Origin of the sequence: Mumia sp. Pv4-285, assembly GCF_041320275.1 — a bacterium.
Taxonomy (GTDB): domain Bacteria; phylum Actinomycetota; class Actinomycetes; order Propionibacteriales; family Nocardioidaceae; genus Mumia; species Mumia qirimensis.
On the sequence record NZ_CP162023.1, the window covers coordinates 684,479 to 706,333 of the forward strand.

A 21,855-nucleotide genomic window follows, 5' to 3' on the forward strand; every position below is an offset into this window, starting at 1 on the left:
GCCAGATGACCGAGGACTTCCGTCCCCTGATCCTGAAGCCGATCTTCAACGATGCGATGATCGCCGAGATGTCGCTGTACGACCGCTTCCGTCGCGCTGAGGAGATGCTCGCCGAACGGCACCCGGGGGACGCGATCAAGATGCTGAAGGGCGTCGTGGAGCAGGAGCCGAACAACTCCGCAGCATGGGAGCTGCTCGGGCGGTCCTACTTCGCGGCGGCGCTGCTGCGGCCCGCTGAGGACGCGTTCCGTCGCCTCATCGAGCTGGAGCCGACCAGCGGGTGGGCGCACGTCGCCCTCGGGCTGTCGCTCGACCGGCAGTCGAGGCACAGTGAGGGAGCCGTCTACCACCGGATGGCGGCCGCGCTGACCCCCGACCAGGATCGGCGCCCGCGGCTCGTTCCTGCGCAGGAGCAGCGCTGACGGCAGTGCCGTCGACGGGGCCCTAGCGTCTCGATGCCGTACGGAGGTCCGCGAGCGGTCGTCTACTGCGCGCGGACCTCCGCCTTTTCTGCGGACGTGAGGTGTCGGCGTGCCGCGTTCACTGCGAGGCGTGCGTGCTCCTTGGCGCCGACCTGTGCGACGAGCTTCGCGCGGGGTATCTCGAGTGCGTAGGGAATGTCCTGCGGCAGAGCCGCGAGGATCCCGTGGACGTCGATCCCGCCTTCGCCGGGGAACATCCGCTCGAACCGCGCCGTGTGGATGAGCTCCTCGGTGGTCTCCGGGATCTCCGCGGGAGCGTCACAGAGGTGGACGAAGTGGAACCACTCGCGAGGGAGCGCGGCGAGGTCGCTGACGCTGGAGCGGGAGCGGGCGAAGTGGAGCAGGTCGATGAGCATGCCCGCGTTCGACTGGTCCGCCGCTCTCAGGATGCGCGTGGCCTCGGTCAGGTTCCCCGTCTCGGTCCACGAGGGGAACTCCAGGTCGATCGTCAGTCCGAGAGGTCGAGCGAGCTCGCACAGCTCGGCGAACCGGTCGACCTTCCGGTTGAAGTCGGCGTCCGGGAACTGGGTGATCACGTGGCGGGCACCGAGCTCGGCCCCGGCCTCCAGGAAGCGTACGAAGTCGCGCGGTTCGTCACCCGAGGTCAGCCGAGCCAGCTCGACGTCGAGCACCTCGACGCCGGTGGCCGCCAGATGCGTCTTGGTGGCGCGCATGAGGGCAGGGTCGTAGGTGAGGGGATAGTACGGTTCCTCCATCGTCACCTTGGTCAGGCGTAGACCCACGTACTGGTAGCCCGCCGCCGCGGCAGCGTCGACGAGCTCGGGAGGCGAGAGGCTCAGTGCCGTCAGGTGGGCGATCGAGTAGGGGTGGCGGTGGGTGCCATCGGGTTCGGCCGGTTCGGGCGCCAGCACGCGAAGCCGACGACGATGATGCGCCGTGACGCGCAAGGACGTGCTGGTCGCGCCACCGAGCGCTGCGTAGTCGCCGATCCGCTGCACGATCTCGAAGAACACCCGGGTGCCGATCATCTCCGTGAAGAAGTGGAGGAAGGCGCCGCCCTCGTCCCGGTCGTAGAGGACGGAGTGCTCACGCATCTTCTCGAGAAGCTCGGCAGGCAGATCGGCGCGGGCCGCGAGGTCGTCGTAGTAGTTGTCGGGCATCTCGAGGATCGGCACGTTCGAGGCCCGCAGTGCCGTCGCGCAGTCGAGCGCGTCGTCGGTCGCGAAGGCGATGTGCTGAGGGCTCGACACCATCGGCGCCCAGTCCCCACGCCGCAGCGGGGCCGTGCTCAACCCGAGGCGCAGCCGTCGGGACGGGTCAGAGGCCGACCAGGAGCGAACCAGGCCGAACGGTGCGGTCACCTCGGTGCTCCGGTCCGCGACGAGACCGAGCACGCTCCGGTAGAACAGCGCGGTGTGGTCGAAGTCGTCGATGGACTCGGTCAGCGTCACGTGGTCGATCGCCCGCAGTCGCACGGCCGGTGCAGGTGAGCCGCCGTTGGGCTCGAAGTCGGCGAGCCAGCTCTCCTCGCCCGTACTGTCGCAGAAGAACATCGCCGTCCCGTCGGGTGCGGCAACGCAGTCGAGCTCGGTCTCGTCCGCCCTGCGAAGGCGATGCAACCGGGGTGCCAACAGCTGCTTGGCGCGAGCCGCCGATACTGCTGGGTCGACGCTCTCGATTCCCAGCGCGCAGACTGCGGCCGACGCGGGTTCGATCGAACGATGGGCTGCATGGTTGAGCAGCAGACGCGAGCTGCCTTGCTGCCACAGCTGCACGGGCTTCGAGCGGTGCTGGGCCGTGTGGGCGAACCCGAGTGCCTCCAGGGTCGCTTCCATCAGGGGGCACGAGTCCTCGTCCACGGCCAGCTCGACGAACGCGAACCCGCTGGACGCGGGCGCCGCCGGTAGCAGGTCTCCGAAGAGACGGCCTTCGGCCGATCCGGTCGCGTCGACCGCCTCCGCGAAGGCGAGCATCGACCGCATCGCGGCGATGGCGGCGTACCTCGGGTCTTCCTGCTGGTAGACGTCGTTGAAGACCTCCAGCGCGAGCGGTCCCTCGTACCCCATCGTCGACAGCCGGCGGACCAGGCCGACCAGGTCGAGCGCGCCTTGGCCGGGAAACGTGCGGTGGTGGAGGCTCCAGTCGCGTTCGGTCAGGTTCGGTCGCGGGGCGTCCGAGAGCTGGACGTGGAAGATCTTCGAGACCGGGACCGACCCGATGAGGTCGGGATCGTTGGCGCGAGAGAGCGCGTGGAAGCTGTCGAGACACAACCCGAGATTCGGGTGGTCTGCTGCCCTGACGAGGCGCCAGGCGTGCTCGAGCGTCGCTACGCGACCCCACGGCACGGCCTCGTACGCCAGCCGTACCCCACGCAGAGCGGCGCGCTCAGCCAGGGTGTGCAGCTGCTGCGCTGCCACGTCGTCGTCGTCCAGCCCGGCCGGAGAGGTGGTCGAGCACAGCAGCAGCAGCTCGGCCCCCAGCGCGCGCACCACGTCGAAGGTGCGCTCGGCGCGGGTCAGCTGGGCTTCGTGCAGGGTGTCGGGGACAGCCTCGATGTGCAGTGGCTGGTAGGCCTCAACATTGAGGCCCAGGTCTGTCGCGTCACTCCTCACCTCGGCGGGCGAGCGGGGTGAGAGCACGAGGTCGCTCGCGAGCAGCTCCACGCCGGTGAACCCCGCCGCGGAGGCGGCGCCCAGCTTGTCCTCCAAGGTGCCTGAGAGACAGGCGGTCGAGATCGTGAGCTGAGGCATCCGGCCGCTCCGCTATCTGACGACGCGGAGTGTCGTCGTGGCGGTGAAGGGATTCGTCTGGCCGCCGCGCTCGAGGCGTCCGGTCGCGGACACGGTCACCGCTTTGCCCGCGGGCAGGGTCGAGAGATCGCTCTTCTTGAAGGTCGCGACGAGCGTGCGTCCATGGCCGCTGCACCTGACCGACACGGCTGCGGCGCCTTGAAGTCGGACGTCACTGACACGCCATGCAGCGAGGTCGCCGATGTCGGCGGTGAGAATGACGTCGACCCGCCCGGCAGTCGTACGAAGGTTGAGGGCTGACGGCATGTGCATCTGGACCAGAGGGCTCGTTTGCGCGAGCACACGGGTGCCGTCGTACGAGAGTCGACCGGCGCGATCCTTGTCCCAGCGGGAGAACCACCCCTCCCAGGCCGTCCACGCGGTGTCGACACTGACGTTGTGGTTCCGTGCTGCGGTGATGCCGTACATGTACAGCGGGATGCCCTGGTCGTTGTTCCATCGCTGCAGCGTCGTTCTCTCGAGCATCCCCACGCCGGTCTGCGTCGAGTCGGGTTCGTCGACGAGGCCGACGTCGTTCCGCTCGAGCCAGTACGAGACCAGGTCTCGCAGGTTCCCCGGGTTGGAGAGGTACGGATTGCCGTTCTCGTTCTCGGCCATGTTCAGGAACAGGGGAACGACCGAGGTGGCGGAGTCCGGGACCGGGTTCGAGGTGGCTCCGTTCCCCGCTATGGCGGTGAAGTACTCGGGCATCCGGTAGGCGATGCCGTGCTCGAACATCGATCCGTTGGAGTGGCCGAACGCGAACCGTCGCCCGGGATCGGTGTCGTAGTCCCTGTCGACCACTGAGGTGAGCTGCCTGATGAACTCGAAGTCGTCAGCCTTCACGTCGAGGTTCGCGTTGGTGTAGTTCCACCGCAGCTCGAGCGGCGTGTAGGGCGGACCGGAGTACTGAGAGCACGGGACGACGACCGTGAAGCCGTAGGTGTCCGCGATCTCCCACCACCGGGTGATGTCGAAGAACAGGGTGCACGGCTGGCTCCCACCGGCGAACACGTACACGACGGGAGCGCCGCCACGGTGCTTCTTCGCCTTCTTCGGTTCGTAGACGAGGTACTGGCGCTTCCAGACCTGGCCGTCCGCCTCGGTCACCATCAGGTTCTTGACGTCGACGCCGAGCCGCCCGTAGTCGGGCCTCGTGCCCAGGACGTTGCCGAAGACCGTGGTGTTGTCGTAGCGGGTGTAGTAGGTCAGGAATCGAGAGATCCGCTTGGTGAACCGCTTGTCGTCGTAGGCGACGTCCCGCTCCAGCACAGCCACCTTCGACACCGGCTCGCTGTAGGAGGTGGGCAACCGCTCGGACCTGGCCCGTTGGTGGTACGTGTCTCCGAAGGTTCCGCGCACGGCATAGGGCCGGACGTCGTTGGCCTGCTTCCAGTAGGAGACGAGGTTCGAGACGTCGGAGTCGTCGTCGTTCACGAACCATACCGGCACAGGGACGTCGCGGTACGGTACGGACGTGAACCGTGGATCCATGCCGGTGTCGGTGAACTTCGGCGTGAAGCTGAACTCCTGGGCGCCGATCTGGTCGAGGCCGCTCAGGTCGTCGGTGTCGATGAAGACCGCGCTGATGACGTTCAGCGGATTCTTGGCGACGTAGCTCTGCAGCGCCGTGCCGCCGGTCCCGTAGCCGGCGATGTAGCTGATCCCGTGGGTGGAGTAGAAGCGCTTCGCCTCCATGACCGAGAACGCCTCGGTGATGTAGCTGGACTCGGTGGCGAGGTCACCCCACTGCCCGGTCGTCTGGTCGGGCTCGAGGACGAAGAGTCCCTCGGCGCGGTCGTCCGCGATGTCGATCCATCCGCTCCGGGTGAGGAACTCCTCGGTGTCCCACCCGTCGGGGACGCTCACCACCGTGAAGTAGCCGCGTACGGGCATCCCGTCGGGGATGTAGACCTTGCTCGTTCGCTCGACGCCCTCCACCATCACGGGTTCCTCGTAGTAGCCCGTGACGGGGAGCTCGTTGCCCAGGGTGGTGTCGATGGCCGGCGGCGTCGGTCCGGTGTACGGAATCGGGTCGAGGTCTTGAGCGGCCGCGGCGGCACCGACGGGGAGGAGTGCGAATGCGCCGAGCGTGAGCGCGAACGTCCGGAAGCTCTTCATCGAGGAGGTTCCTCTCGAGTCGTCGTGTCGGAGCACCGCTCGCCTCTCCGTAAGGTCGCAGGTCCGTCTAATGGACCAGCAGTGCCACGCTACGGATCGTAGCCTGGGCATGCGGATTCCACAAGAGTCCCGGCGCGTGGTCAGCCCGCGGCTCTGCGGAGGTCCGCGAGCAGGTCGTCACCCGACCACGCTCGCCGACCTCCCGCTTCCGCCGCCCGGACCAGGGTGACCAGCCGTGCGTTGACCGGCGCCGACCGGCCGAGTGACTCCGCCAGACGGACGACCTCGCCGTTGATCCAGTCGATCTCAGTCGTCCGGCCGGCCTCGAGGTCCTCCCACATCGACGAACGGGCGATGGGGTCGATGGCGAGGGTCGGCGCCGCGACGGCGGCGTACACACGGTCGGGCATCACCAGCAGACGCGGAATGAGTCCCGGGGGCAGCGGGGTGAGTCGCGCCAGAGAGGCTCCCGCCGCACGGAACGTCTCGTACGCCTCGCGCTGGGCGAGCGCGACGCACCGGCGGTACGCGCGCTGGGACAGCTCAGCCTTGAGCGGGATGCCGGCGAGGGCGTTGACGGCGTTGTTGAGGTTGAGGAGGAGCTTCGCGCGCAGCACGGCGCCCATGTCCTCGCGACGTCTCAGCGGGAGTCCGGCTGCGGCGAACGCTGCCTCGTACGCCGCCAGCGCCGGGTCGTCCTGCACCTCGATCGTGCCCTCGGAGCCCTGGTGGAACGCCCCGCCACCCAGGTTGACGACGTTGAACGGGACCATGCCGGCGAGCACCGTGACGCCGGGAAGCACCGCGCGGAGCGCCTCGGCGTTGGTCAGACCGTTCTGGAGGCTGACGACGACGGCATCCGGGCGCAGCACCGGCGCGAGGGTCGCGGCGACGTCGGCGGTCGCCGCGGACTTCACGGTGACGAGCACGAGTTCGGCCTGGTGCGCGGCAGCGGGTCCGTCTCCTTCGAGCACGAAACGAGCGTTCGTGCGTACGTCGACTCCGTGGTCGTCGGTGAGCCGCAGACCGCCTTCGCCGATCGCGTCGCGTACCCGCTCGCGCCCGACCAGGACGACGTCCGCTCCGGCGGCCGCCAGCCGTCCACCGACGTAGCAGCCGATGCTGCCGGCTCCGAACACGCAGATTCCAGGCACCGCCGCACGATAGCCCAGGCGGATCCGGCAACGGAGGGGTCACCTGAAAGTTGAGGGCGCACCGCGGACACGCAGGGGATCATCGAGGCACGTGGACACCCCGGGGAGGTGCCGTGTCGCTGTTCCTGTACCGCCTCGGTGGACTCATCGCTGCCAGGCGAGGCACCGTCGTCGCCACGTGGCTCCTGCTGATCGCGATCGTGCTGGGGGCGTCGGCCGCCCTCGGGGACCAGTACGACGACGCCTTCTCGGTGCCCGGCACGCAGTCCCAGGAAGGGGAGGACCTGCTGGCCGACCGGTTCGGCCAGACCGGGACGAGCGGGCAGCTCCTCGTGACAGCGACGTCGGGCAGGATCACCGATGCCGCCCCGTCCAGCGACGTGGCCGACATCGTCGAGGCGGTCGGCAAGGTGCCCGGTGTCGCCGTGAGCAATCCGCTGACCGCGGACGACCCGGTGATCTCCGAGAGCCGGACGGCGACCCTGGCCGCGATCCGGTTCGACGACAAGGTCCCGTCGGAGAGCACGCTCACCGCTGTCGAACGCGCGGCCGAGCCACCGTCGTCCGCTGTCGCGACCTCGGTCGGCGGCGATGCGTACAAGCCGGACGCCGAGCCGAGCCGCGTGCCCGAGCTGATCGGGCTGTTCATCTCGTTCGTGATCCTCGCCGTCACGTTCGGCTCGCTGCTCGCTGCCGGCATGCCCGTCATCACGTCGCTGCTCGGCGTGCTGGTCACCCTCAGTGCGGTGGTGGTGGCGTCGTGGGTGACGACGGTGTCGAGCACGGCTCCGACTCTCGCGGAGATGCTCGGACTCGCCGTCGGCATCGACTACGCGCTCTTCATCCTGTCGCGACACCGACGACACCTCGCCGAAGGACTCGACCCGACAGAGGCGATGCGGCGCGCGATGGCGACGGCAGGAAGTGCCGTGGTGTTCGCCGGCGCGACCGTCATCATCGCCCTGTCCGGGCTCGCCGTCGCCCGCATCCCGGTGCTCACCGTGATGGGAGTCGCTGCCGCGACGGCCGTCGCGATCGCGGTGGCTCTCGCCCTGACGCTGCTGCCTGCGATCGCGCTGCTGCTCGGCGAGCGGCTGCGTCCACGGCCGAAGCGCCGCCGCCGGCAGAGGGCGGCCCGGCAGGACCACGAGCATCCGGCGTTCTCCGGCCGCTGGGTCGCTGCGGCCACTCGGTTCCCCGTCCTGACGATCCTGGCGGTGCTCGTGCTGCTGATCCTCGCCGCGCGCCCCGCGAGCGAGCTGGAGCTGGCCCTTCCCGACAACAGCACCGCACCGCCGTCGTCGGCGGCGCGCGAGACGTACGACGACATCACGGACACCTTCGGGGAGGGCTACAACGCGCCGCTGTCGGTGACGGCGGACGTCATCACGAGCGCGAACCCGACGGACACCGTGAACGACCTGGCGGCCGCGATCGCGAAGGTCCCGGACGTCGTCGACATCACGCTCGCCACCCCGAACGAGGGCGGTGACACAGCACTGATCCAGGTCATCCCGGCGGCCGGGCAGACGGCACCGTCGACCAAGGCGCTGGTGGAGGAGCTGCGTGCCCTCTCGCCGGGCTGGGAGAAGCAGCTCGGCATCGGCGACATGCTGGTGACGGGCCAGACGGCGATCAACATCGACGTCTCCCAACGGCTCGCCGACGCGCTGCTGCCCTTCGCCATCATCGTCATCGGTCTCTCGCTCCTCCTCCTGATGGTCGTGTTCCGCTCGATCGCCGTCCCGCTCAAGGCCACGGTCGGCTACCTCCTCTCGGTCGGGGCTGCGCTCGGGGCGGTCGTGGTCGTGTTCCAGTGGGGCTGGCTCGGCGGCCTGGGCGAGGAGACGGGACCGGTCGTCAGCTTCATGCCGATCTTCGTGATGGGTGTGCTGTTCGGTCTGGCGATGGACTACGAGATGTTCCTGGTCAGTGCCATGCGTGAGGAGTACGTGCGCGCGGGGGATCCGCGGCGTGCCGTGACCGTCGGGTTCGTCTCCTCGGCGCGGGTGGTCACCGCGGCCGCGCTGATCATGGGCACGGTGTTCGTCGCCTTCATCCCCGGAGGCTCCTCGACGATCAAGCCGATCGCGTTCGGGCTCGCGGTGGGCGTGTTCGTCGACGCGTTCGTCGTGCGCATGACGCTCGTGCCGGCCGTGCTCGTGCTGCTGGACCGCCGTGCGTGGTGGCTCCCTGCGACGCTCGACCGCTCGATCCCCGACGTCGACGTCGAGGGGGCCGTCCTGCACCGCAAGATCGCGTTCCAGGAGTGGGAGTCCGAGCACGGGGACGTGACCGTCCTGGCCCGCGAGCTGGTCGCCCGGGAGGGAGACGTGCCGGTCGAGATCACCGCGCGACCCGGGGAGGTCCACCGGCTCGCGCTGCCGGCGACCAACGACGCCGAGGCTCTGGCGTACGTCCTGACCGGACGAAGCGTGGCGCACAGCGGGACCCTCGTCGTCGACGGCCTGCTCCTCCCCGAGCAGCGCGAGGCCGTCAACCAGTGCTCGACCGGAGTACGGGTGGGACCGGGGCGCGGGGATTTCGAGGTCGACAAGCTCCTCCGAACCCGCTCGCGGGTGGCCGCAGCGTCCCGCCGTGGACGCCGCGACTTCGTGGAACGAGCGACGGCGGCGGTCGGCACGTTGGGCGGAGCCACGGCTCGCGGAGCCTCGACCGGAGCTGTCGCCGATGCCGCGAGCGCGGTCGCAGCAGGGGTGCGTCTCGTCGTCCTCCACGGGCGGAACGGCGACTCCGGCGTGGGGGCTCATCAGGACGTGGACGCCCTCGCCGCAGCGCTCGCCGAGCAGGGAGCCACCGTCATCGTCACCGTTCCTCAGGAGATCGCGAGGCTGTCCGATGGATGACAACGCATCAGGTGCTGACGACGTACGCCGCCGTGGTCGGCGCCGCGCCGTCGTGGTGGGGGTCGTGCTTCCTTTGATCTCCGCGGCCGTGGTGATCTGGTCGGTCACCGACCGCGAGGAGCGGCTGGACACCATCCCCGTCGCCATCGTGAACAACGACACCATCATCACGGAGCCGCAGCCGATGGCCGCCGGCCGGGCGCTGACGGCGTCGCTGACCGATCCGAGCACCTCCGCGCCGAACCTCGACTGGACGCTCACCGATGCCGCCGATGCCGCGGCTGGCCTGCGTGACGGCGACTACTACGCCGTGCTGACGATCCCCGAGGACTTCTCGAGAGCGATCCTGTCCTCCGGCACCGCCAGCCCGGCGCAGGGACAGCTGACCCTGACGAGCAACGCGGCTGCGAGCACGACCGTCCCGTACCTGAGTGCGCAGATCGCCGGCGCTGCAGCGACGTCGCTCGGGAACCAGACCACCCAGGGCTATCTCAAGAACGTGTACGACGGGTTCAACCAGATCGCGTCGTCGAACGAGAAGGCGGCTTCGAGCGCTGCGCAGCTCGCCGACGGTACGGCGGAGCTCGCCACGGGTGCGGGGTCGCTCGACGACGGCGTGGACAGCCTCGCTGCCGGGCTCGAGAGGCTGGCGGGCGGAGCCGACGGGCTGAGTGCTGCGACGGACGGGCTCGTCGTCGGCGCCGACGAGGTCGCCACCGGCGCGCGAGGTGTCGCGACCGGATCAGGTGAGCTCGGCACCGCGGCGTCGGAGCTGGCGCGGAGCAGCCGGTCGCTGAGCACCGCGAGCGCGGCGTTGTCGACCGCGTCCGGGGTGGTCTCGAAGGGTGCCTCCGGGCTGGCGAAGGGCGATGCGCGCCTGGCCGTACGAGCGAAGACCTTGGCTGAGGACCTGCGGGCGATCCGTCGCGACTGCCGCGCCGAGGGAGGGTCCGCGCGGTTCTGCGTACGCCTCGACGGCGTCCGTGACAGCGCGATCGTGCTCGCCGGCGGCACCGCCCTGTCCGAGCGTGCGGCCAAGCGACTGGCCGGTGCGACCGCCGCCAGCGCGCAGGGCGCGAAGGAGCTCGCGGGCTGGAACGCGAAGCTGGCGCGCGGTGCCGGCGCGCTCGACCGCGCCGAAGCGACCCTGTCGGCCGGGGCTCGTGGCGTCGCGGTCGGCGCCGAGACACTGGCCGTCGGGACAGGCGAGGTCGCGACCGCTGCCGGCACGCTTGCCTCCGCGACCGACGAGACGGTCGCGGACACGGCGGCCCTGGTGGAGGGTGCGGCGACGCTCGACAGCAGCGCCGAGCAGGTCGACTCGGGGGCACAGTCGCTGAGCAGCGGACTCGCCAAGGGTGCCGCGGAGTCACCGACCTACACGACCGCGCAGCAGGACACCCTCGCGACCGTCGTGAGCGAACCCGTCGTGCTCGACAGCTCCGTCGAGCACGACGATCACGGCAACGGCTGGCTGCTGGCCGCGGTGCTGGGGGCAGTGCTGTGGCTGTCGGCGATGGTGTCGGCGATGGGGGTGCAGCGGGAGCGGATCCGGGCACTCGCGATGATGCCGGTCTCCTCGCGACGGATGGCCTGGTCGTTCACGCTCCCCGTGCTCGGCCTGGCGGTGCTGCAGGCCGCCGCGGTGATGGCGGCGGTGCTCCTCTTCTCCCCGAGCGTCGACGCACTCGTCCCGTTGGCGACGCTGAGCCTGCTGGCGGCGGTGACGTTCTCGCTCGTCGCAGTCGGGCTGCGACTCGCGTTCGGCGGCGCGGGTGTGGCGGCGTACGTCGTGCTCCTGGTCGTCCAGCTCGCCGCCCTCGCCGTCGTCGTCCCGCTGGAGACGGCGCCCGGCCTGCTCCGTACGCTCAACGGGCTGATGCCGCTGAGCGCGTTCACCAACGGAGCAGCGCAGCTGGTCGCTGGAGGTGCCGTCACGTCGATGGTCGGGGTCGTCGCGGTGCTGCTCATGTGGGCGCTCGGCGCAGTCGCCCTTGCGGTGGCGGCGGTGAAACGGCGGCGCAGGCTGCCCCTCGGCTAACGACCCCCGTGACCGCCGCGAATCCGCAGGGTCGTACGGGCGACGTCGAGCACGAGACGGTCCCACGCGTCGTCGAGGTCGCGGCCGGTGAGCTCGCGGACCCGGCGCAGCCGGTGCCGGATCGACTGGGGGTGCAGGCCGAGAGCGTCGGCGGCGTCGGTGGCTCGCCCGTGGTCGAGGTATGCGCTGAGCCCGTCGAGCAGGTGGGCCTGACCCGGCTCGAGGAGCGGCCCGAGAGCGGCGGCGGGGAGCTCGGAGCCGGCGTCCGGATCGGTGCCGGACAGCAGCGCGACCAGGAGGACGTCGGCGAACGCAAGGGTGCCGCTGCGCTCGTACGCCCGAGCGGGCGCACGCTCGTACGCTCCGGTGGCGAGCCGGTAGGCCCTCGGGAGCTGGGCGACGGTCAGGTCGTCCAGCACGACCAGGCCGCCGGACTCAGAGGGCAGAGGCCTGTCGGTGAGGTGCGCGACGTGCGCGGCGGTCGCGTGCGTGAGGTGGAAGGACGAGGCCGACATCTCGGGCGGTGGCGTCGTCGTGGGAGCCAGGGTGAGGACGAGACGGCTCGGGATCGTGACGCCGAGCCGGGTCGAGCGGTCGGCGAGGGCGGCTCGCGAGGTCTGGCGTCCGGCGAGCAGGTCGGCGGCGAGCGTCGCGAGGACGCGTTCGCGGTCCTCGCGCAGGTGCGCCGACGCCTCCTCGTACCCGGCGAACAGCGCCTCCGACAGCTCGTCCACGCCCACGAGCATCGTGCGGTTCAACGCAACGAGGTCGGAGACGTCGAGCGTCCCGGCGCCGAGCTCGACGATGAGGTCGGCGGACTCGACCGCCGCGATCCGGTACGCCCGCAGGATCGCCGGGAGCGGTCGGCCGTCGGTCGCGCGTGCGACCCCGATCCCGCGGAACCGCCGAAGGTCGGCCGCGGTCATCGACGACTCGTCGACCCACATCTCGACGGTGCGCTGCAGCGCCCAGGACGCGATCGCGGCGATCTCGTCACGCTGCGTCGCGCTCACGTGCGCATAGGCCGGGATCTCCTGGAGCACGACCCCGATCACGCGGGCGGTGACGCGGTCGGCGTCGCGGGCCACCGTCCGCTGCACGTCCACACGTTCTCTCGTACCCATGGGACCATTGTCAACCACTGACAACCGCGTTGCGCACTCGCCACGATCGCCATTGTCACCACAGGCAAGCGCCGCGACGATGACTCGCATGGATGCTGATGTGATCGTCGTCGGGGCCGGCCTTGCCGGGCTGGTTGCCACCGCGGAGCTCGTGGACGCGGGCAAGAAGGTCGTTCTCGTCGACCAGGAGTCCGAGGCGAACCTCGGTGGCCAGGCGTTCTGGTCGTTCGGCGGACTCTTCTTCGTCGACTCGCCCGAGCAGCGGCGCATGGGCATCAAGGACTCGCCCGAGCTCGCACTCCAGGACTGGATGGGCAACGCCGGCTTCGACCGTCCCGAGGACACCTGGCCGCGTCGGTGGGCGGAGGCGTACGTCGACTTCGCCGCCGGCGAGAAGCGTGCGTGGCTGCGTGCGCAGGGCCTCAAGCTCTTCCCGATCGTCGGCTGGGCGGAGCGCGGCGGCTACGGGGCGGTCGGTCCGGGCAACTCGGTGCCGCGGTTCCACATCACCTGGGGGACCGGTCCCGGTGTGGTCGAGCCCTTCGAGCGGCGCGTGCGCGAAGGCGTCGCGAAGGGCCTCGTCACCTTCCGGTTCCGCCACCGCGTCGACGGCCTCACCCTCACCGACGGCGCAGTCACCGGAGTCACGGGCGTGGTGCTGGCGCCCGACTCGAGCGCACGTGGAGTCGCGTCGAACCGTACGGTCGACGGCGACTTCGCCCTCTCCGCGCAGGCCGTGATCGTCACGTCCGGCGGGATCGGTGGCAACCACGAGCTCGTCCGCAAGACGTGGCCCGTCGACCGCCTCGGCGAGCCCCCGGCCGACATGCTGACCGGTGTCCCGGCCTACGTCGACGGCCGGATGCAGCAGATCGCCATCGAGTCCGGCGCCAACATGATCAACCCCGACCGGGGCTGGCACTACGTCGAGGGGATCAAGAACTGGGACCCGATCTGGCCCGGCCACGGTATCCGCATTCTTCCGGGACCGTCTTCGCTGTGGTTCGACGCGGTCGGCAACCGGCTCCCCGTGCCGCTCTATCCCGGGTTCGACACCCTCGGCACGCTCGAGCACCTGCGCACCACCGGGCACGACCACAGCTGGTTCGTACTCACGCAGAAGATCATCGAGAAGGAGTTCGCGCTGTCGGGCTCCGAGCAGAACCCCGACCTCACCGGCCGCGACGTGCGCCAGGTTCTCGGCCGGGTGAAGGCCGGGGCACCCGCTCCGGTCGAGGCCTTCAAGCAGCGTGGCGAGGACTTCGTCGTCGCCGACACGCTCGAGGAGCTGGTCGACGGGATGAACAAGCTCACTCCCGAGCCGCTCCTGAACCCAGTGGCACTGCGGCTGCAGATCGAGGCGCGAGACCGCGAGCTCCACAACCCGTTCGCGAAGGACATGCAGGTCGTGGCGCTGCGCCAGACCCGCGCGTACCGCGGCGACCGGCTGATCCGCACCGCCGCCCCGCACCGCATCCTCGACCCCAAGGCCGGCCCGCTCATCGCCGTGCGCTTGCGGGTGATCACGCGCAAGACGCTCGGCGGGCTCGAGACCAACCTGGACTCGGCCGTCCTGCGCGAGGACGGCTCGGTGCTCGACGGCCTGTACGCCGCCGGCGAGGTCGCCGGGTTCGGTGGAGGCGGCGTCCACGGCTACCGGGCGCTCGAGGGCACGTTCCTCGGCGGGTGCATCTTCTCCGGCCGGGCCGCGGGACGCGCCGCCGCTCAGGCAGTGGGCTGATCGCCGGTCTCGGGATCCACGTCCTCGGGGAGGTTGTCCGGGTCGACCTCTCCGGCCGGCGTCACGTCAGCGGCCTCGGCGTCCTCTGGGACGTCGATGAGGTCCTTGACGGGCCCGACCGCTCCGTCGCCCCGCTGGACGGTCTCGGTCTCGTCCGGGTCGCCGTGCAGGCGCACCTCGTCGGGCGTCGCGTTGACCGCCAGCACCGACGGGTCGACGTCCTCGACGGTCGGGCGGTGGGCCTCCCTGGAGGGCTGGTCGGGGCGCGTCATCGGTTCACCAGCTTGAAGAAGGTGCTGTCCTCGCCGTCGGCCTTCTGCTCCTGGTAGACGAGCGCGAGACCCTCACGGTCGAACGCCTCGAACCACTGATCTGTGGTCTGCTTCGTCGAGCTGCTCATGGTCGCCTCCTTCGTCTTCGAACGGACGACCCTTGCGGTACCCGGTCGGCGTCGTGCCATGCGAGCCGCCGCGCGCGCCCCGTCAGCTGCGGGCGGCGGTGCCCGTGGCCGCGCGCAAGGTCGCGACCTGGTGCGGGAGCTGCGTACGCAGGTAGTCCTCTGCCGACGCGAAGATGTCGACCTCGTGCCCGGCAGCCTGCGACAGGTGCCACCGGTGCACCAGCACGTCGTGGAAGAACTGCGCCGGCTCGACGACGTCGCGATCAGCCGGGGGGATCATCGCGGCGAGGCGCTGCCAGACCTCCGTGAGCCACCGGTGAGCGACCACCATCGGATCCTCGTTCTGCAGCTCGTGAGCGCCGGCGTACGCGTCGAGGTCGTTGAGCAGCCGCCGGGCCTGCGCCTCCTCGAGATCGAGCCCCGTCAGTCCCTGCAAGCGGCGCGCGTGGTGGTCGGGCTCCACGATCCGCGGTTGGATGCGGACGCTGTCACCGTCGAAGTCGGTCACGATGTCGAGCTCGCCGACGTCGAACCCGAGGTTGTTGAGCTGCTCGATCCGCTGCTCGATCCGCCACATCTCCGCAGTCGAGAACTCCTCCTCGCCCGTGAGCGCGCGCCACAGCTCGTCGTACCGCTCGACGACACGGTCGACCAGCTCGAGCGGCTCGATCGTGGAGGCGAGCAGGCCCGCTGCCTGGAGGTCGAGCAGCTCACCGAACACGTTCGTACGGACGAGGTCCAGGTCCTCACCACGCTGCCCGTCCGACAGGGTGTCGTGCAGGGCGCCGGTCTCCGCGTCGACGAGATAGGCGGCGAACTCGTCGGCGCTGCGTCGGAACAGCGTGTTGGACAACGAGCAGTCGCCCCAGAAGAAGCCGTCGATGTGGAGCCGTACGAGGAGCACGACCATCGCGTCGACGACGGCGTCGAGCGTGTTCTCCGACAGCGGGTGCTCGAACAGCGACCGGTACGGCAGCGACCGCGGCAGGTGCTCGGTGATGATCGCGGCGGGGAGCTCCGAGCCGTCGCGCGCCGTACGGCCGGTGACGACGGCGACTGGGTCGACCGCGGGCAGGTCGAGGCGTTGGAGGTTGCGCAGCAGCACGTACTCACGGCGCGCGTAGTACTCGGTCGTCTCTTTCACGACCACGACCGCACCGTCGACCCGGACGAACCGCACCACGTGTCGATGGATGCCGCGCGGGAGCGAGACGTCCAGCTCGGCCGGCCACTCCTCCAGCGGCTGGTGCCACGGGAGCGTGACAAGGCCGGCACGAGGCCGGGCGCTGAGGAGCTGGATCGGCATGGACTCAGCCTCGCACCTCGCCGGGTGACCCACCCGCCGGGTCAGCCGAGGACGCGCTCCAGGTAGGCGTTGCCGAACGTACGCTGCGGGTCGAGTCGGTCGCGTACGGCGCGGAAGTCGTCGAGCCGCGCGTACCGGGTGCGCAACGTGTCCGCGTCGAGGGTGTGCAGCTTGCCCCAGTGCGGCCGGCCCTCGTGCTCGCCGAAGATCGCCTCGACGCCTTCGAAGTAGCGGCGGTAGTCCGTCTGGTGGAACTGGTGGACAGCGACGTACGCGTTCTCGCGGTCGTGGCCCGTGGAGAGCCAGATGTCGTCGGGCGCGGCGAACCGCACCTCGATCGGGAACGACACCGTCTCGTCGAAGGCGTTGATCCAGGTGTCGATCTCGCGCAGCACGTCGGGCAGCGCGGCCCGAGGGACCGCGTACTCCATCTCGCGGAAGCGGACGCGGCGCGGCGAGACGAAGACCTCGTACGACCAGTCCGTGTACTCGCGGGCCGACAGCGCGCGGCCCGAGATCGCATTGAGACGCGGGACCCAGCTCGGCTGGTGCTTGGCGATCCGGTTGACCACCTCGAAGAGGCCGTTGGACAGCACCTCGTCGTCGAGGAGGAACCGTGTGCGGGAGAGCGGCTTCCGCTGGACCCCGTCGGCGACGCGGTTGTTGCGCTTGACCAGCGTCCTGTCGGTGTGCGGGAACCAGTAGAACTCGAAGTGGTCGTTGTCGTCGACCAGGGTGTCGATGCGCTCCAGCACGTCCGGCAGACGCATCGGCTCCTCACGCGCGTGCAGCAGGAACGCAGGCACGCAGGCGAACGTGAGCGACGTGATGATGCCGAGAGCGCCGAGGCCGACCCGTGCGGCGCCGAAGAGGTCGGTGTCCTCAGGCGTGACGGTGAGGACCGTGCCGTCGCCGGTGACGATCTCGAGGCCGACGATCGCGCCGGCGATGCCGGTGAGGCGCGCGCCGGTGCCGTGCGTGCCGGTCGACGTCGCGCCTGACATCGACTGCGGGTCGACGTCGCCCATGTTGGGCAGCGCGAGCCCGAGCGCGTGGAGCGCAGGGTTGAGGTCGCGCAGCCGCATGCCGGCTCCGACGGTGACGTGCCCAGTCTCGCGGTCGACGTGCTGGATGCCCGTGATGTGGTCCATCCGGACCATCACGCCGTCGGTGACCGCGATCGGGGTGAAGGAGTGCCCAGCCCCCACGGCCTTGACGCGCTGGCCGTTGGCTGCGGCAGAGCGTACGACGTCCGCGACGTCGGCAGTCGAGCGCGGGTGGGCGACCGCGACCGGGTCGGCGCTCGCGCAGCGGCCCCAGTTGGTCCACTGCCCGCTGGCGACGTGCGGCGTCGTGGTGGTCATCCGAAGTTCTTCCCTTCGCCGCGGTAGGTCGGCAGCGTCTCGACCGTCGCCGCACCGCCCGGAGTGGCTTCGGTGTGGACGAGGTGGACGGCGTCGAAGCGCTCGCACATCTCGCCCGCCTTGGCGTGCCGCATGAACACACGGTCGCCGACGCGCAGTGCGCGCGCGACCCGGCCGCGTACGGGAGTCTGGACCTCGCCCGCACCCTCGGTGCCGATGAGCGACAGCCCGTGCGGCCAGACCGGCGTCGCGAGTCGGCTCTTGCCGGCCGCGCCCGACGCGGCGTACCCGCCGGAGAACAGGGTGGCGATCTCAGGCGTCGGCTTGCGGACGACCGACAGCGCGTAGAACGCGGCCGGTGTCGACTCGAACGCGTCGTAGCCGTCGAACAGCGTCGGCATGAAGAGCCCGGATCCGGCGGTCAGCTCGGTGATCGTCGGGTCCTCGCGCATGACGTCGAGGCTGCCCGTACCGCCGGCGTTGACCAGACGGAGCTCGGTGACCTGCCGGACGGCGTCGACGATGCGGGCACGGCGCTCGACGATGTCGGCGAACGACCGGGTCTTGACGAGGCGGACGGCCGGGGACGAGTCCGGCATGCCCGCGATCTGTGCGTCGTAGAACATGAGCCCGACCAGCTCGAAGCCGGGACGCTCGGCGATCTCGCGGGCGAGCGCGATGGCGTCGTCGGGGCTGTGCACGGGGGAGCGGCGGACGCCGAGGTGGATGCCTCGGACCGGTCGCAGCGAGGAGTCGACGTCGATGCACAGCCGGATCGGCGGGTGGTCGCTGCCGACGATCGACTCGATGTAGGCGAGGTGGGCGAGCGAGTCGACCATCAGAGTGATCGACGCGGCGCGGTGGTCCTTGGCGACGAGGTCGCCCAGGGCCGCGCGCGAGACCGTCGGGTAGGCGAGCAGCAGGTCGGTGTGGCCCTGGTCGGCCAGCCAGACGGACTCGGCGAGGCTGTAGGTCATCGCGCCCTGGAACTCGTCGCGCGCCAGGGTCCGCTCGAGGATCTCGCGGACCCGCACCGACTTCGACGCGACGCGGATCGGCACGCCTCCCGCGCGGCGTACGAGCTCGTCGGCGTTGTGGACCAGCGCGCCGCCGTCCACCACCGCGTACGGGGTGTCCAGGTCGCGAGTCAGCCGCTCGAGACGGTCCATGTTGGGCAGTTGTCCAATAGCCACGGTTTCAGTATGGAACAGAAATCTGGATTTGGACACCCGTCCAGTAGATCGGGCCCCTAGCCGCGACGGCGCCACCACACGTTCGCCACGATGAGCGCGAGCACTCCCGCCGCGATGATCGCGGGGAGCTGCGGTTGCTCGCGCGCGTTCTGCTTCGCGTACTCGACCCGCTTCTTGGCCTCGCCCTTGACCTCGTCCACGCGCTTCTGCGTCTGCTTCTTGACGTCGAGACGGTCCGACAGCTCCTCGACCGTGCGGCCGAGCTCCTCGCGGGTCTCCTCGATGTCGCGCTGGATCTCGCTCGGATCAGTGGTCATGGTTTCGCGCTTCCTTCACCTCGGCGATGTCGGCCTTGACGTTCTCGACAGTCTGCTCGGGAACCGGCGGGACTGCCTTCTGCACCTGCTTCTTGCCGACGAGCGCGAGCACCGCGGCGATCACGAACAGGACGACCGCGACGATGAGTGCGGCGAGCCAGACGTCCATCACCAGCGAGAGCGCGGCGATGATCGCTGCGAACAGCGCGCCCAGGCCGTACAGGGCGAGCAGGCCGGCGGCGCCGAACTCACCGAGGCCGACGCCGGCTCGCTTGCCCTTCTGGGTGAGCTCGGCCTGCGCGAGCCGCAGCTCGTCGCGGACCAGGCGGGAGGTCTGCGTGGACATGTCTCGGACGAGGTCGGCGATCGACTCGTCCGACTTCGGCCCCGCGGGCCGTACGTGTGGTTCAGTCATGGCACTCCTTCTCCGAGATACGACGTACCGGTGCCCGCGAAGTGCGCGACCATGCCCGCGGAGGAATAGGCTCTGCGCCATGGATGCTGGAGGTGCCAACGACTTCGTTCTCGCGATCGTCCTGCTCGGCGTCGGCGCGGTGCTCGTGCTCTGGGGTGGCGCCGCGCTCCGTGTGCTGATCGCGCTCGCCGGCGCGTTCGTCGGGTTCTTCCTCGGTGCGGAGCTCGTGCAGGACCAGGCCGGCGGTGAGCTGCTCGGCACGTTCTGGGGCTGGGTCGCGGCGATCGTCGGCGCGCTGGTGCTCGGCATCCTGGCGTACCTCTGGTACTGGCTGGGAGTCGTCCTGTGGGTCGCGGCGATGGGCTACGTGCTCGGCGTCTTCCTCGCGAACGCGTTCGGCGCCGACGAGGACTGGGTCCTCATGACGGTCGGCCTCGCCGTCGCCGCTGTGCTCGTCGTGATCGCCGTCATCGCTCGGCTGCCGGCGATGCTGCTCATCGTCGTCAGCGCGTGGGCCGGCGCATCGCTCGTGGTGACCGGAGCGATGCTGCTCTTCGGCGAGATCGACTCCGAGCAGGTCGATCGTGCCTTCACGGTAGCCGACCCGGCATGGCTCTGGTACGGCGCCGTGGCCGTCATCTTCATCGTCGGGCTGATCGTCCAGCTGGGAGCGACCTCGCGGCGTTCACCGCAGAACATCGGCGGCTAAGATGGGCGCGGCTCCGCGACGTACGGAGCCATGCCGGTGTAGCTCAGTTGGTAGAGCGCCTCACTTGTAATGAGGATGTCGCGGGTTCGACTCCTGTCACCGGCTCCAGGGGTTTGTGCAGGTCGGCGGGGATTTGTGGATCGCGCGGCGCTCTCGCGGAGTCCCGTATGGCCGGCGCGGCAGCCAAAGTGGCAGCCAACGACACGTCAGTCACCTCCGGTCAGGCGTTCGATGAGCACGGATGCATCCTTGAGCAGTCGCTTGTCGACGTGCGTGTACGTGTCGAGCGTGAGGCTGATCTGCGAGTGGCCGAGCAACTCCATGACGACACGTGCAGGGATGCCTTGTTCGAGCATCAGACTCGCGGCCGTGTGTCGCAGGTCGTGGAGCCGGATCTTCCGGAGACCAGCCCGCTTGAGGAGCGCCTGGAACGCGCGGTAGTCGTTGCTGCGCTCGATCGGCGTGCCGACATGTGTGGTGAAGAGCAGGTCGAGTTCGTTTCCCTGCCACAGTTGGGCAGCCAGGTCTGCATCCGCCAACTGGTCGCTCCTTCGACGCTTCAACGATTCCAGCACCACGGTGGGAATCGGTAGGACTCGTGCGGAGCGTTTGGTCTTGGGTGCGACGAGGGTGAACTCGTTGTCGATCTTCTGCAGGGCGTGGTTCACGGCCATGCTCTGGCCGTCGAGGTCGACGTCGTCCCAGGTCAGTCCGAGGACTTCGCCCTGACGGAGACCGAGAAGAAGCCCGATCAGCCAGCGTGCGGCGAGACGGTCCTTCGCTGCGGCGATGCGGAACTGCTCGGCCTCTTCGCGGGAGAAGGGGTGGATCTTGGTGCGGGTCATCGCTGGTGGGTCGACCATCTGCGCTGGGTTGATGGAGATGAGGCCCCACCGGACGGCGATCGTGAGACTTCGCCGGAGCATGGCATGCAGTCGGCGGATGCTGGTGGGGGATAGCTCAGACCGCTTCGCCTTGTAGAGGTCGGCGATGTGGTGAGGTCGGAGCGCGTCGAGCCTGATCCGACCGAGGGCCGGCTTCACGTGTAGGCGCACCTCTTGCTCGTAACGCGACAGCGTGGTGGGACGAACAGTGGAGGACGCAACGTCGGCGAGCCAGCGGTCCATCCATTGCGCGACGGTGGGAGTGCGTTCGGCGCTCAACCGGCCTTCCTCGGCCTGTTGGACGAGTTTGCGCATCTCCTTGAGGACCTCGGACTTGGTCTCACCGCGGATGTACTTCCGCTGACGGCTCCCGTTGACCCAGCCGAGATCGACAGCACCTCTCCACCTCCCGTTCTGCAGTTGGTAGACGGCGCCTTCTCCGCGGCTGCGGCGCCTTCCACTAGGCACTTTCGCTCACCCAGCTGGCGTCATCCCAACGCGTGAGGATGATCGGCAGCGCGACCGACGTGACGCCGACCAACTCCATCCCTGACAGTGGAGGCGCGGCGAACACGGCTACCTCAAGCGCTTCTCGGCAGTGCCGACGGCACAGCACGGCCGAGTGCCCGGCGAGATCCACGAGCTGCGCCAGTGGAGGGCCTGCGCAGCCGTCGTGGTCACAGCGCGGCGGGAGCGTCCGAGTCATGGCTCGCGCTCTCGGTCGTGGTCTCGTGCTCGGCGACGAACTTTTCGAGGGCGGCGTACGGGATCCGACGAAGCACACCGATCTTGACGTACGCGAGCGCGCCCGCGCTCATCAGTTCGTAGATCTTGGTGCGGCCGATTCCCAGCTGCTCGGCCGCCTCGGTCGGCCGCAGGAGAAGTGATGTCATGGCGTCCCCGTCCTTCGGATGTCTCCTCAGGATCGAACGCCATGCGCGTCGTTCGGAAGACGACTCTTGATGACGCCTGTTGACGCAACCCCGT

General features: G+C 69.6%; 18 protein-coding genes and 1 tRNA gene. 6 read left to right on the top strand and 13 right to left on the bottom strand.

The genetic code is table 11. The features are described from left to right. Nucleotides 1-5: 5 nt before the first annotated feature. Nucleotides 6-422 carry a tetratricopeptide repeat protein gene (locus AB3M34_RS03305; protein WP_370617656.1) on the top strand — a complete coding sequence of 139 codons (417 nt, stop codon included), beginning with the start codon at nt 6-8 and terminating at the stop codon, nt 420-422. Nucleotides 423-484: 62 nt separating this feature from the next. Here the strand turns inward: AB3M34_RS03305 and AB3M34_RS03310 are convergent, their stop codons facing one another. From AB3M34_RS03310 to AB3M34_RS03320, 3 genes are all read right to left on the bottom strand, one after another. Continuing rightward, the gene (locus AB3M34_RS03310; RefSeq protein WP_370617657.1) at nt 485-3,193 is read right to left on the bottom strand and encodes a TIM barrel protein; all 2,709 of its coding nucleotides are present in this window, start codon (nt 3,191-3,193) and stop codon (nt 485-487) included. Nucleotides 3,194-3,205: 12 nt separating this feature from the next. Beyond that, nucleotides 3,206-5,353, bottom strand: a complete 2,148-nt coding sequence (locus tag AB3M34_RS03315) for an alpha/beta hydrolase family esterase (RefSeq protein WP_370617658.1) — start codon at nt 5,351-5,353, stop codon at nt 3,206-3,208. Between the two features lie 140 nt (nt 5,354-5,493). Then, on the bottom strand, nt 5,494-6,507 hold the full coding sequence (locus AB3M34_RS03320) for a 2-dehydropantoate 2-reductase (protein ID WP_370617659.1): 1,014 nt from the start codon (nt 6,505-6,507) through the stop codon (nt 5,494-5,496). 113 nt (nt 6,508-6,620) lie between these two features. Here AB3M34_RS03320 and AB3M34_RS03325 point away from each other — a divergent pair, with 113 nt between their 5' ends. Together AB3M34_RS03325 and AB3M34_RS03330 are read left to right on the top strand one after the other, a co-directional pair. Further along, nucleotides 6,621-9,374 (top strand): MMPL family transporter, encoded by a 2,754-nt coding sequence (locus AB3M34_RS03325; protein ID WP_370617660.1) that lies wholly within the window; start codon nt 6,621-6,623, stop codon nt 9,372-9,374. Further along, nucleotides 9,367-11,415 (top strand): YhgE/Pip family protein, encoded by a 2,049-nt coding sequence (locus AB3M34_RS03330; protein ID WP_370617661.1) that lies wholly within the window; start codon nt 9,367-9,369, stop codon nt 11,413-11,415. Before AB3M34_RS03325 ends, AB3M34_RS03330 begins: the two co-directional genes overlap by 8 nt. Here AB3M34_RS03330 and AB3M34_RS03335 read toward each other — a convergent pair. After that, nucleotides 11,412-12,539 carry a PucR family transcriptional regulator gene (locus tag AB3M34_RS03335; RefSeq protein WP_370617662.1) on the bottom strand — a complete coding sequence of 376 codons (1,128 nt, stop codon included), beginning with the start codon at nt 12,537-12,539 and terminating at the stop codon, nt 11,412-11,414. The genes AB3M34_RS03330 and AB3M34_RS03335 overlap by 4 nt on opposite strands. 88 nt (nt 12,540-12,627) lie before the next feature. Here AB3M34_RS03335 and AB3M34_RS03340 point away from each other — a divergent pair, with 88 nt between their 5' ends. After that, nucleotides 12,628-14,280, top strand: a complete 1,653-nt coding sequence (locus AB3M34_RS03340) for an FAD-binding dehydrogenase (protein ID WP_370617663.1) — start codon at nt 12,628-12,630, stop codon at nt 14,278-14,280. Here AB3M34_RS03340 and AB3M34_RS03345 read toward each other — a convergent pair. The 7 genes from AB3M34_RS03345 to AB3M34_RS03375 form a co-directional block, all read right to left on the bottom strand. Next, complete coding sequence (locus AB3M34_RS03345) at nt 14,265-14,552, bottom strand: hypothetical protein (RefSeq protein WP_370617664.1); 288 nt, start codon at nt 14,550-14,552, stop codon at nt 14,265-14,267. The genes AB3M34_RS03340 and AB3M34_RS03345 overlap by 16 nt on opposite strands. Continuing rightward, nucleotides 14,549-14,680 carry a hypothetical protein gene (locus tag AB3M34_RS03350; RefSeq protein ID WP_370617665.1) on the bottom strand — a complete coding sequence of 44 codons (132 nt, stop codon included), beginning with the start codon at nt 14,678-14,680 and terminating at the stop codon, nt 14,549-14,551. The genes AB3M34_RS03345 and AB3M34_RS03350 overlap by 4 nt, the downstream gene beginning before the upstream one ends. Before the next feature lie 82 nt (nt 14,681-14,762). Next, on the bottom strand, nt 14,763-15,986 hold the full coding sequence (locus tag AB3M34_RS03355; RefSeq protein WP_370617666.1) for a DUF4032 domain-containing protein: 1,224 nt from the start codon (nt 15,984-15,986) through the stop codon (nt 14,763-14,765). Nucleotides 15,987-16,027: 41 nt separating this feature from the next. Beyond that, nucleotides 16,028-17,350: a D-arabinono-1,4-lactone oxidase gene (locus tag AB3M34_RS03360; protein ID WP_370617667.1), complete on the bottom strand. Its 1,323-nt coding sequence runs from the start codon at nt 17,348-17,350 to the stop codon at nt 16,028-16,030. Next, entirely contained in the window at nt 17,347-18,543 is a 1,197-nt protein-coding gene (locus tag AB3M34_RS03365; RefSeq protein ID WP_370617668.1) for an alanine racemase, read from the bottom strand. The genes AB3M34_RS03360 and AB3M34_RS03365 overlap by 4 nt, the downstream gene beginning before the upstream one ends. Before the next feature lie 56 nt (nt 18,544-18,599). Continuing rightward, complete coding sequence (locus AB3M34_RS03370; RefSeq protein WP_370617669.1) at nt 18,600-18,860, bottom strand: DUF3618 domain-containing protein; 261 nt, start codon at nt 18,858-18,860, stop codon at nt 18,600-18,602. After that, nucleotides 18,850-19,275 (bottom strand): phage holin family protein, encoded by a 426-nt coding sequence (locus AB3M34_RS03375; protein WP_370617670.1) that lies wholly within the window; start codon nt 19,273-19,275, stop codon nt 18,850-18,852. The genes AB3M34_RS03370 and AB3M34_RS03375 overlap by 11 nt, the downstream gene beginning before the upstream one ends. 79 nt (nt 19,276-19,354) lie before the next feature. Between AB3M34_RS03375 and AB3M34_RS03380 the strand changes: the two genes are divergently transcribed. Further along, nucleotides 19,355-19,984, top strand: a complete 630-nt coding sequence (locus AB3M34_RS03380; protein WP_370617671.1) for a DUF4203 domain-containing protein — start codon at nt 19,355-19,357, stop codon at nt 19,982-19,984. A 32-nt stretch (nt 19,985-20,016) separates the two neighbouring features. Further along, a tRNA-Thr gene (locus tag AB3M34_RS03385) sits at nt 20,017-20,092 on the top strand. A gap of 98 nt (nt 20,093-20,190) precedes the next feature. Here the strand turns inward: AB3M34_RS03385 and AB3M34_RS03390 are convergent. Beyond that, nucleotides 20,191-21,183 carry a tyrosine-type recombinase/integrase gene (locus tag AB3M34_RS03390; RefSeq protein ID WP_370617672.1) on the bottom strand — a complete coding sequence of 331 codons (993 nt, stop codon included), beginning with the start codon at nt 21,181-21,183 and terminating at the stop codon, nt 20,191-20,193. A 362-nt stretch (nt 21,184-21,545) separates the two neighbouring features. Further along, nucleotides 21,546-21,761 (bottom strand): helix-turn-helix domain-containing protein, encoded by a 216-nt coding sequence (locus AB3M34_RS03395; RefSeq protein ID WP_370617673.1) that lies wholly within the window; start codon nt 21,759-21,761, stop codon nt 21,546-21,548. Nucleotides 21,762-21,855 lie beyond the last annotated feature (94 nt).

Coding starts and splice junctions, on each gene's coding strand:
- AB3M34_RS03305 (WP_370617656.1), top strand. CDS start 6: ATGACCGAGGACTTCCGTCCCCTGATCCTGAAGCCGATCTTCAACGAT.
- AB3M34_RS03310 (WP_370617657.1), bottom strand. CDS start 3,193: ATGCCTCAGCTCACGATCTCGACCGCCTGTCTCTCAGGCACCTTGGAG.
- AB3M34_RS03315 (WP_370617658.1), bottom strand. CDS start 5,353: ATGAAGAGCTTCCGGACGTTCGCGCTCACGCTCGGCGCATTCGCACTC.
- AB3M34_RS03330 (WP_370617661.1), top strand. CDS start 9,367: ATGGATGACAACGCATCAGGTGCTGACGACGTACGCCGCCGTGGTCGG.
- AB3M34_RS03335 (WP_370617662.1), bottom strand. CDS start 12,539: ATGGGTACGAGAGAACGTGTGGACGTGCAGCGGACGGTGGCCCGCGAC.
- AB3M34_RS03340 (WP_370617663.1), top strand. CDS start 12,628: ATGGATGCTGATGTGATCGTCGTCGGGGCCGGCCTTGCCGGGCTGGTT.
- AB3M34_RS03345 (WP_370617664.1), bottom strand. CDS start 14,552: ATGACGCGCCCCGACCAGCCCTCCAGGGAGGCCCACCGCCCGACCGTC.
- AB3M34_RS03350 (WP_370617665.1), bottom strand. CDS start 14,680: ATGAGCAGCTCGACGAAGCAGACCACAGATCAGTGGTTCGAGGCGTTC.
- AB3M34_RS03355 (WP_370617666.1), bottom strand. CDS start 15,986: ATGCCGATCCAGCTCCTCAGCGCCCGGCCTCGTGCCGGCCTTGTCACG.
- AB3M34_RS03360 (WP_370617667.1), bottom strand. CDS start 17,350: ATGACCACCACGACGCCGCACGTCGCCAGCGGGCAGTGGACCAACTGG.
- AB3M34_RS03370 (WP_370617669.1), bottom strand. CDS start 18,860: ATGACCACTGATCCGAGCGAGATCCAGCGCGACATCGAGGAGACCCGC.
- AB3M34_RS03375 (WP_370617670.1), bottom strand. CDS start 19,275: ATGACTGAACCACACGTACGGCCCGCGGGGCCGAAGTCGGACGAGTCG.
- AB3M34_RS03380 (WP_370617671.1), top strand. CDS start 19,355: ATGGATGCTGGAGGTGCCAACGACTTCGTTCTCGCGATCGTCCTGCTC.
- AB3M34_RS03390 (WP_370617672.1), bottom strand. CDS start 21,183: ATGCGCAAACTCGTCCAACAGGCCGAGGAAGGCCGGTTGAGCGCCGAA.
- AB3M34_RS03395 (WP_370617673.1), bottom strand. CDS start 21,761: ATGACATCACTTCTCCTGCGGCCGACCGAGGCGGCCGAGCAGCTGGGA.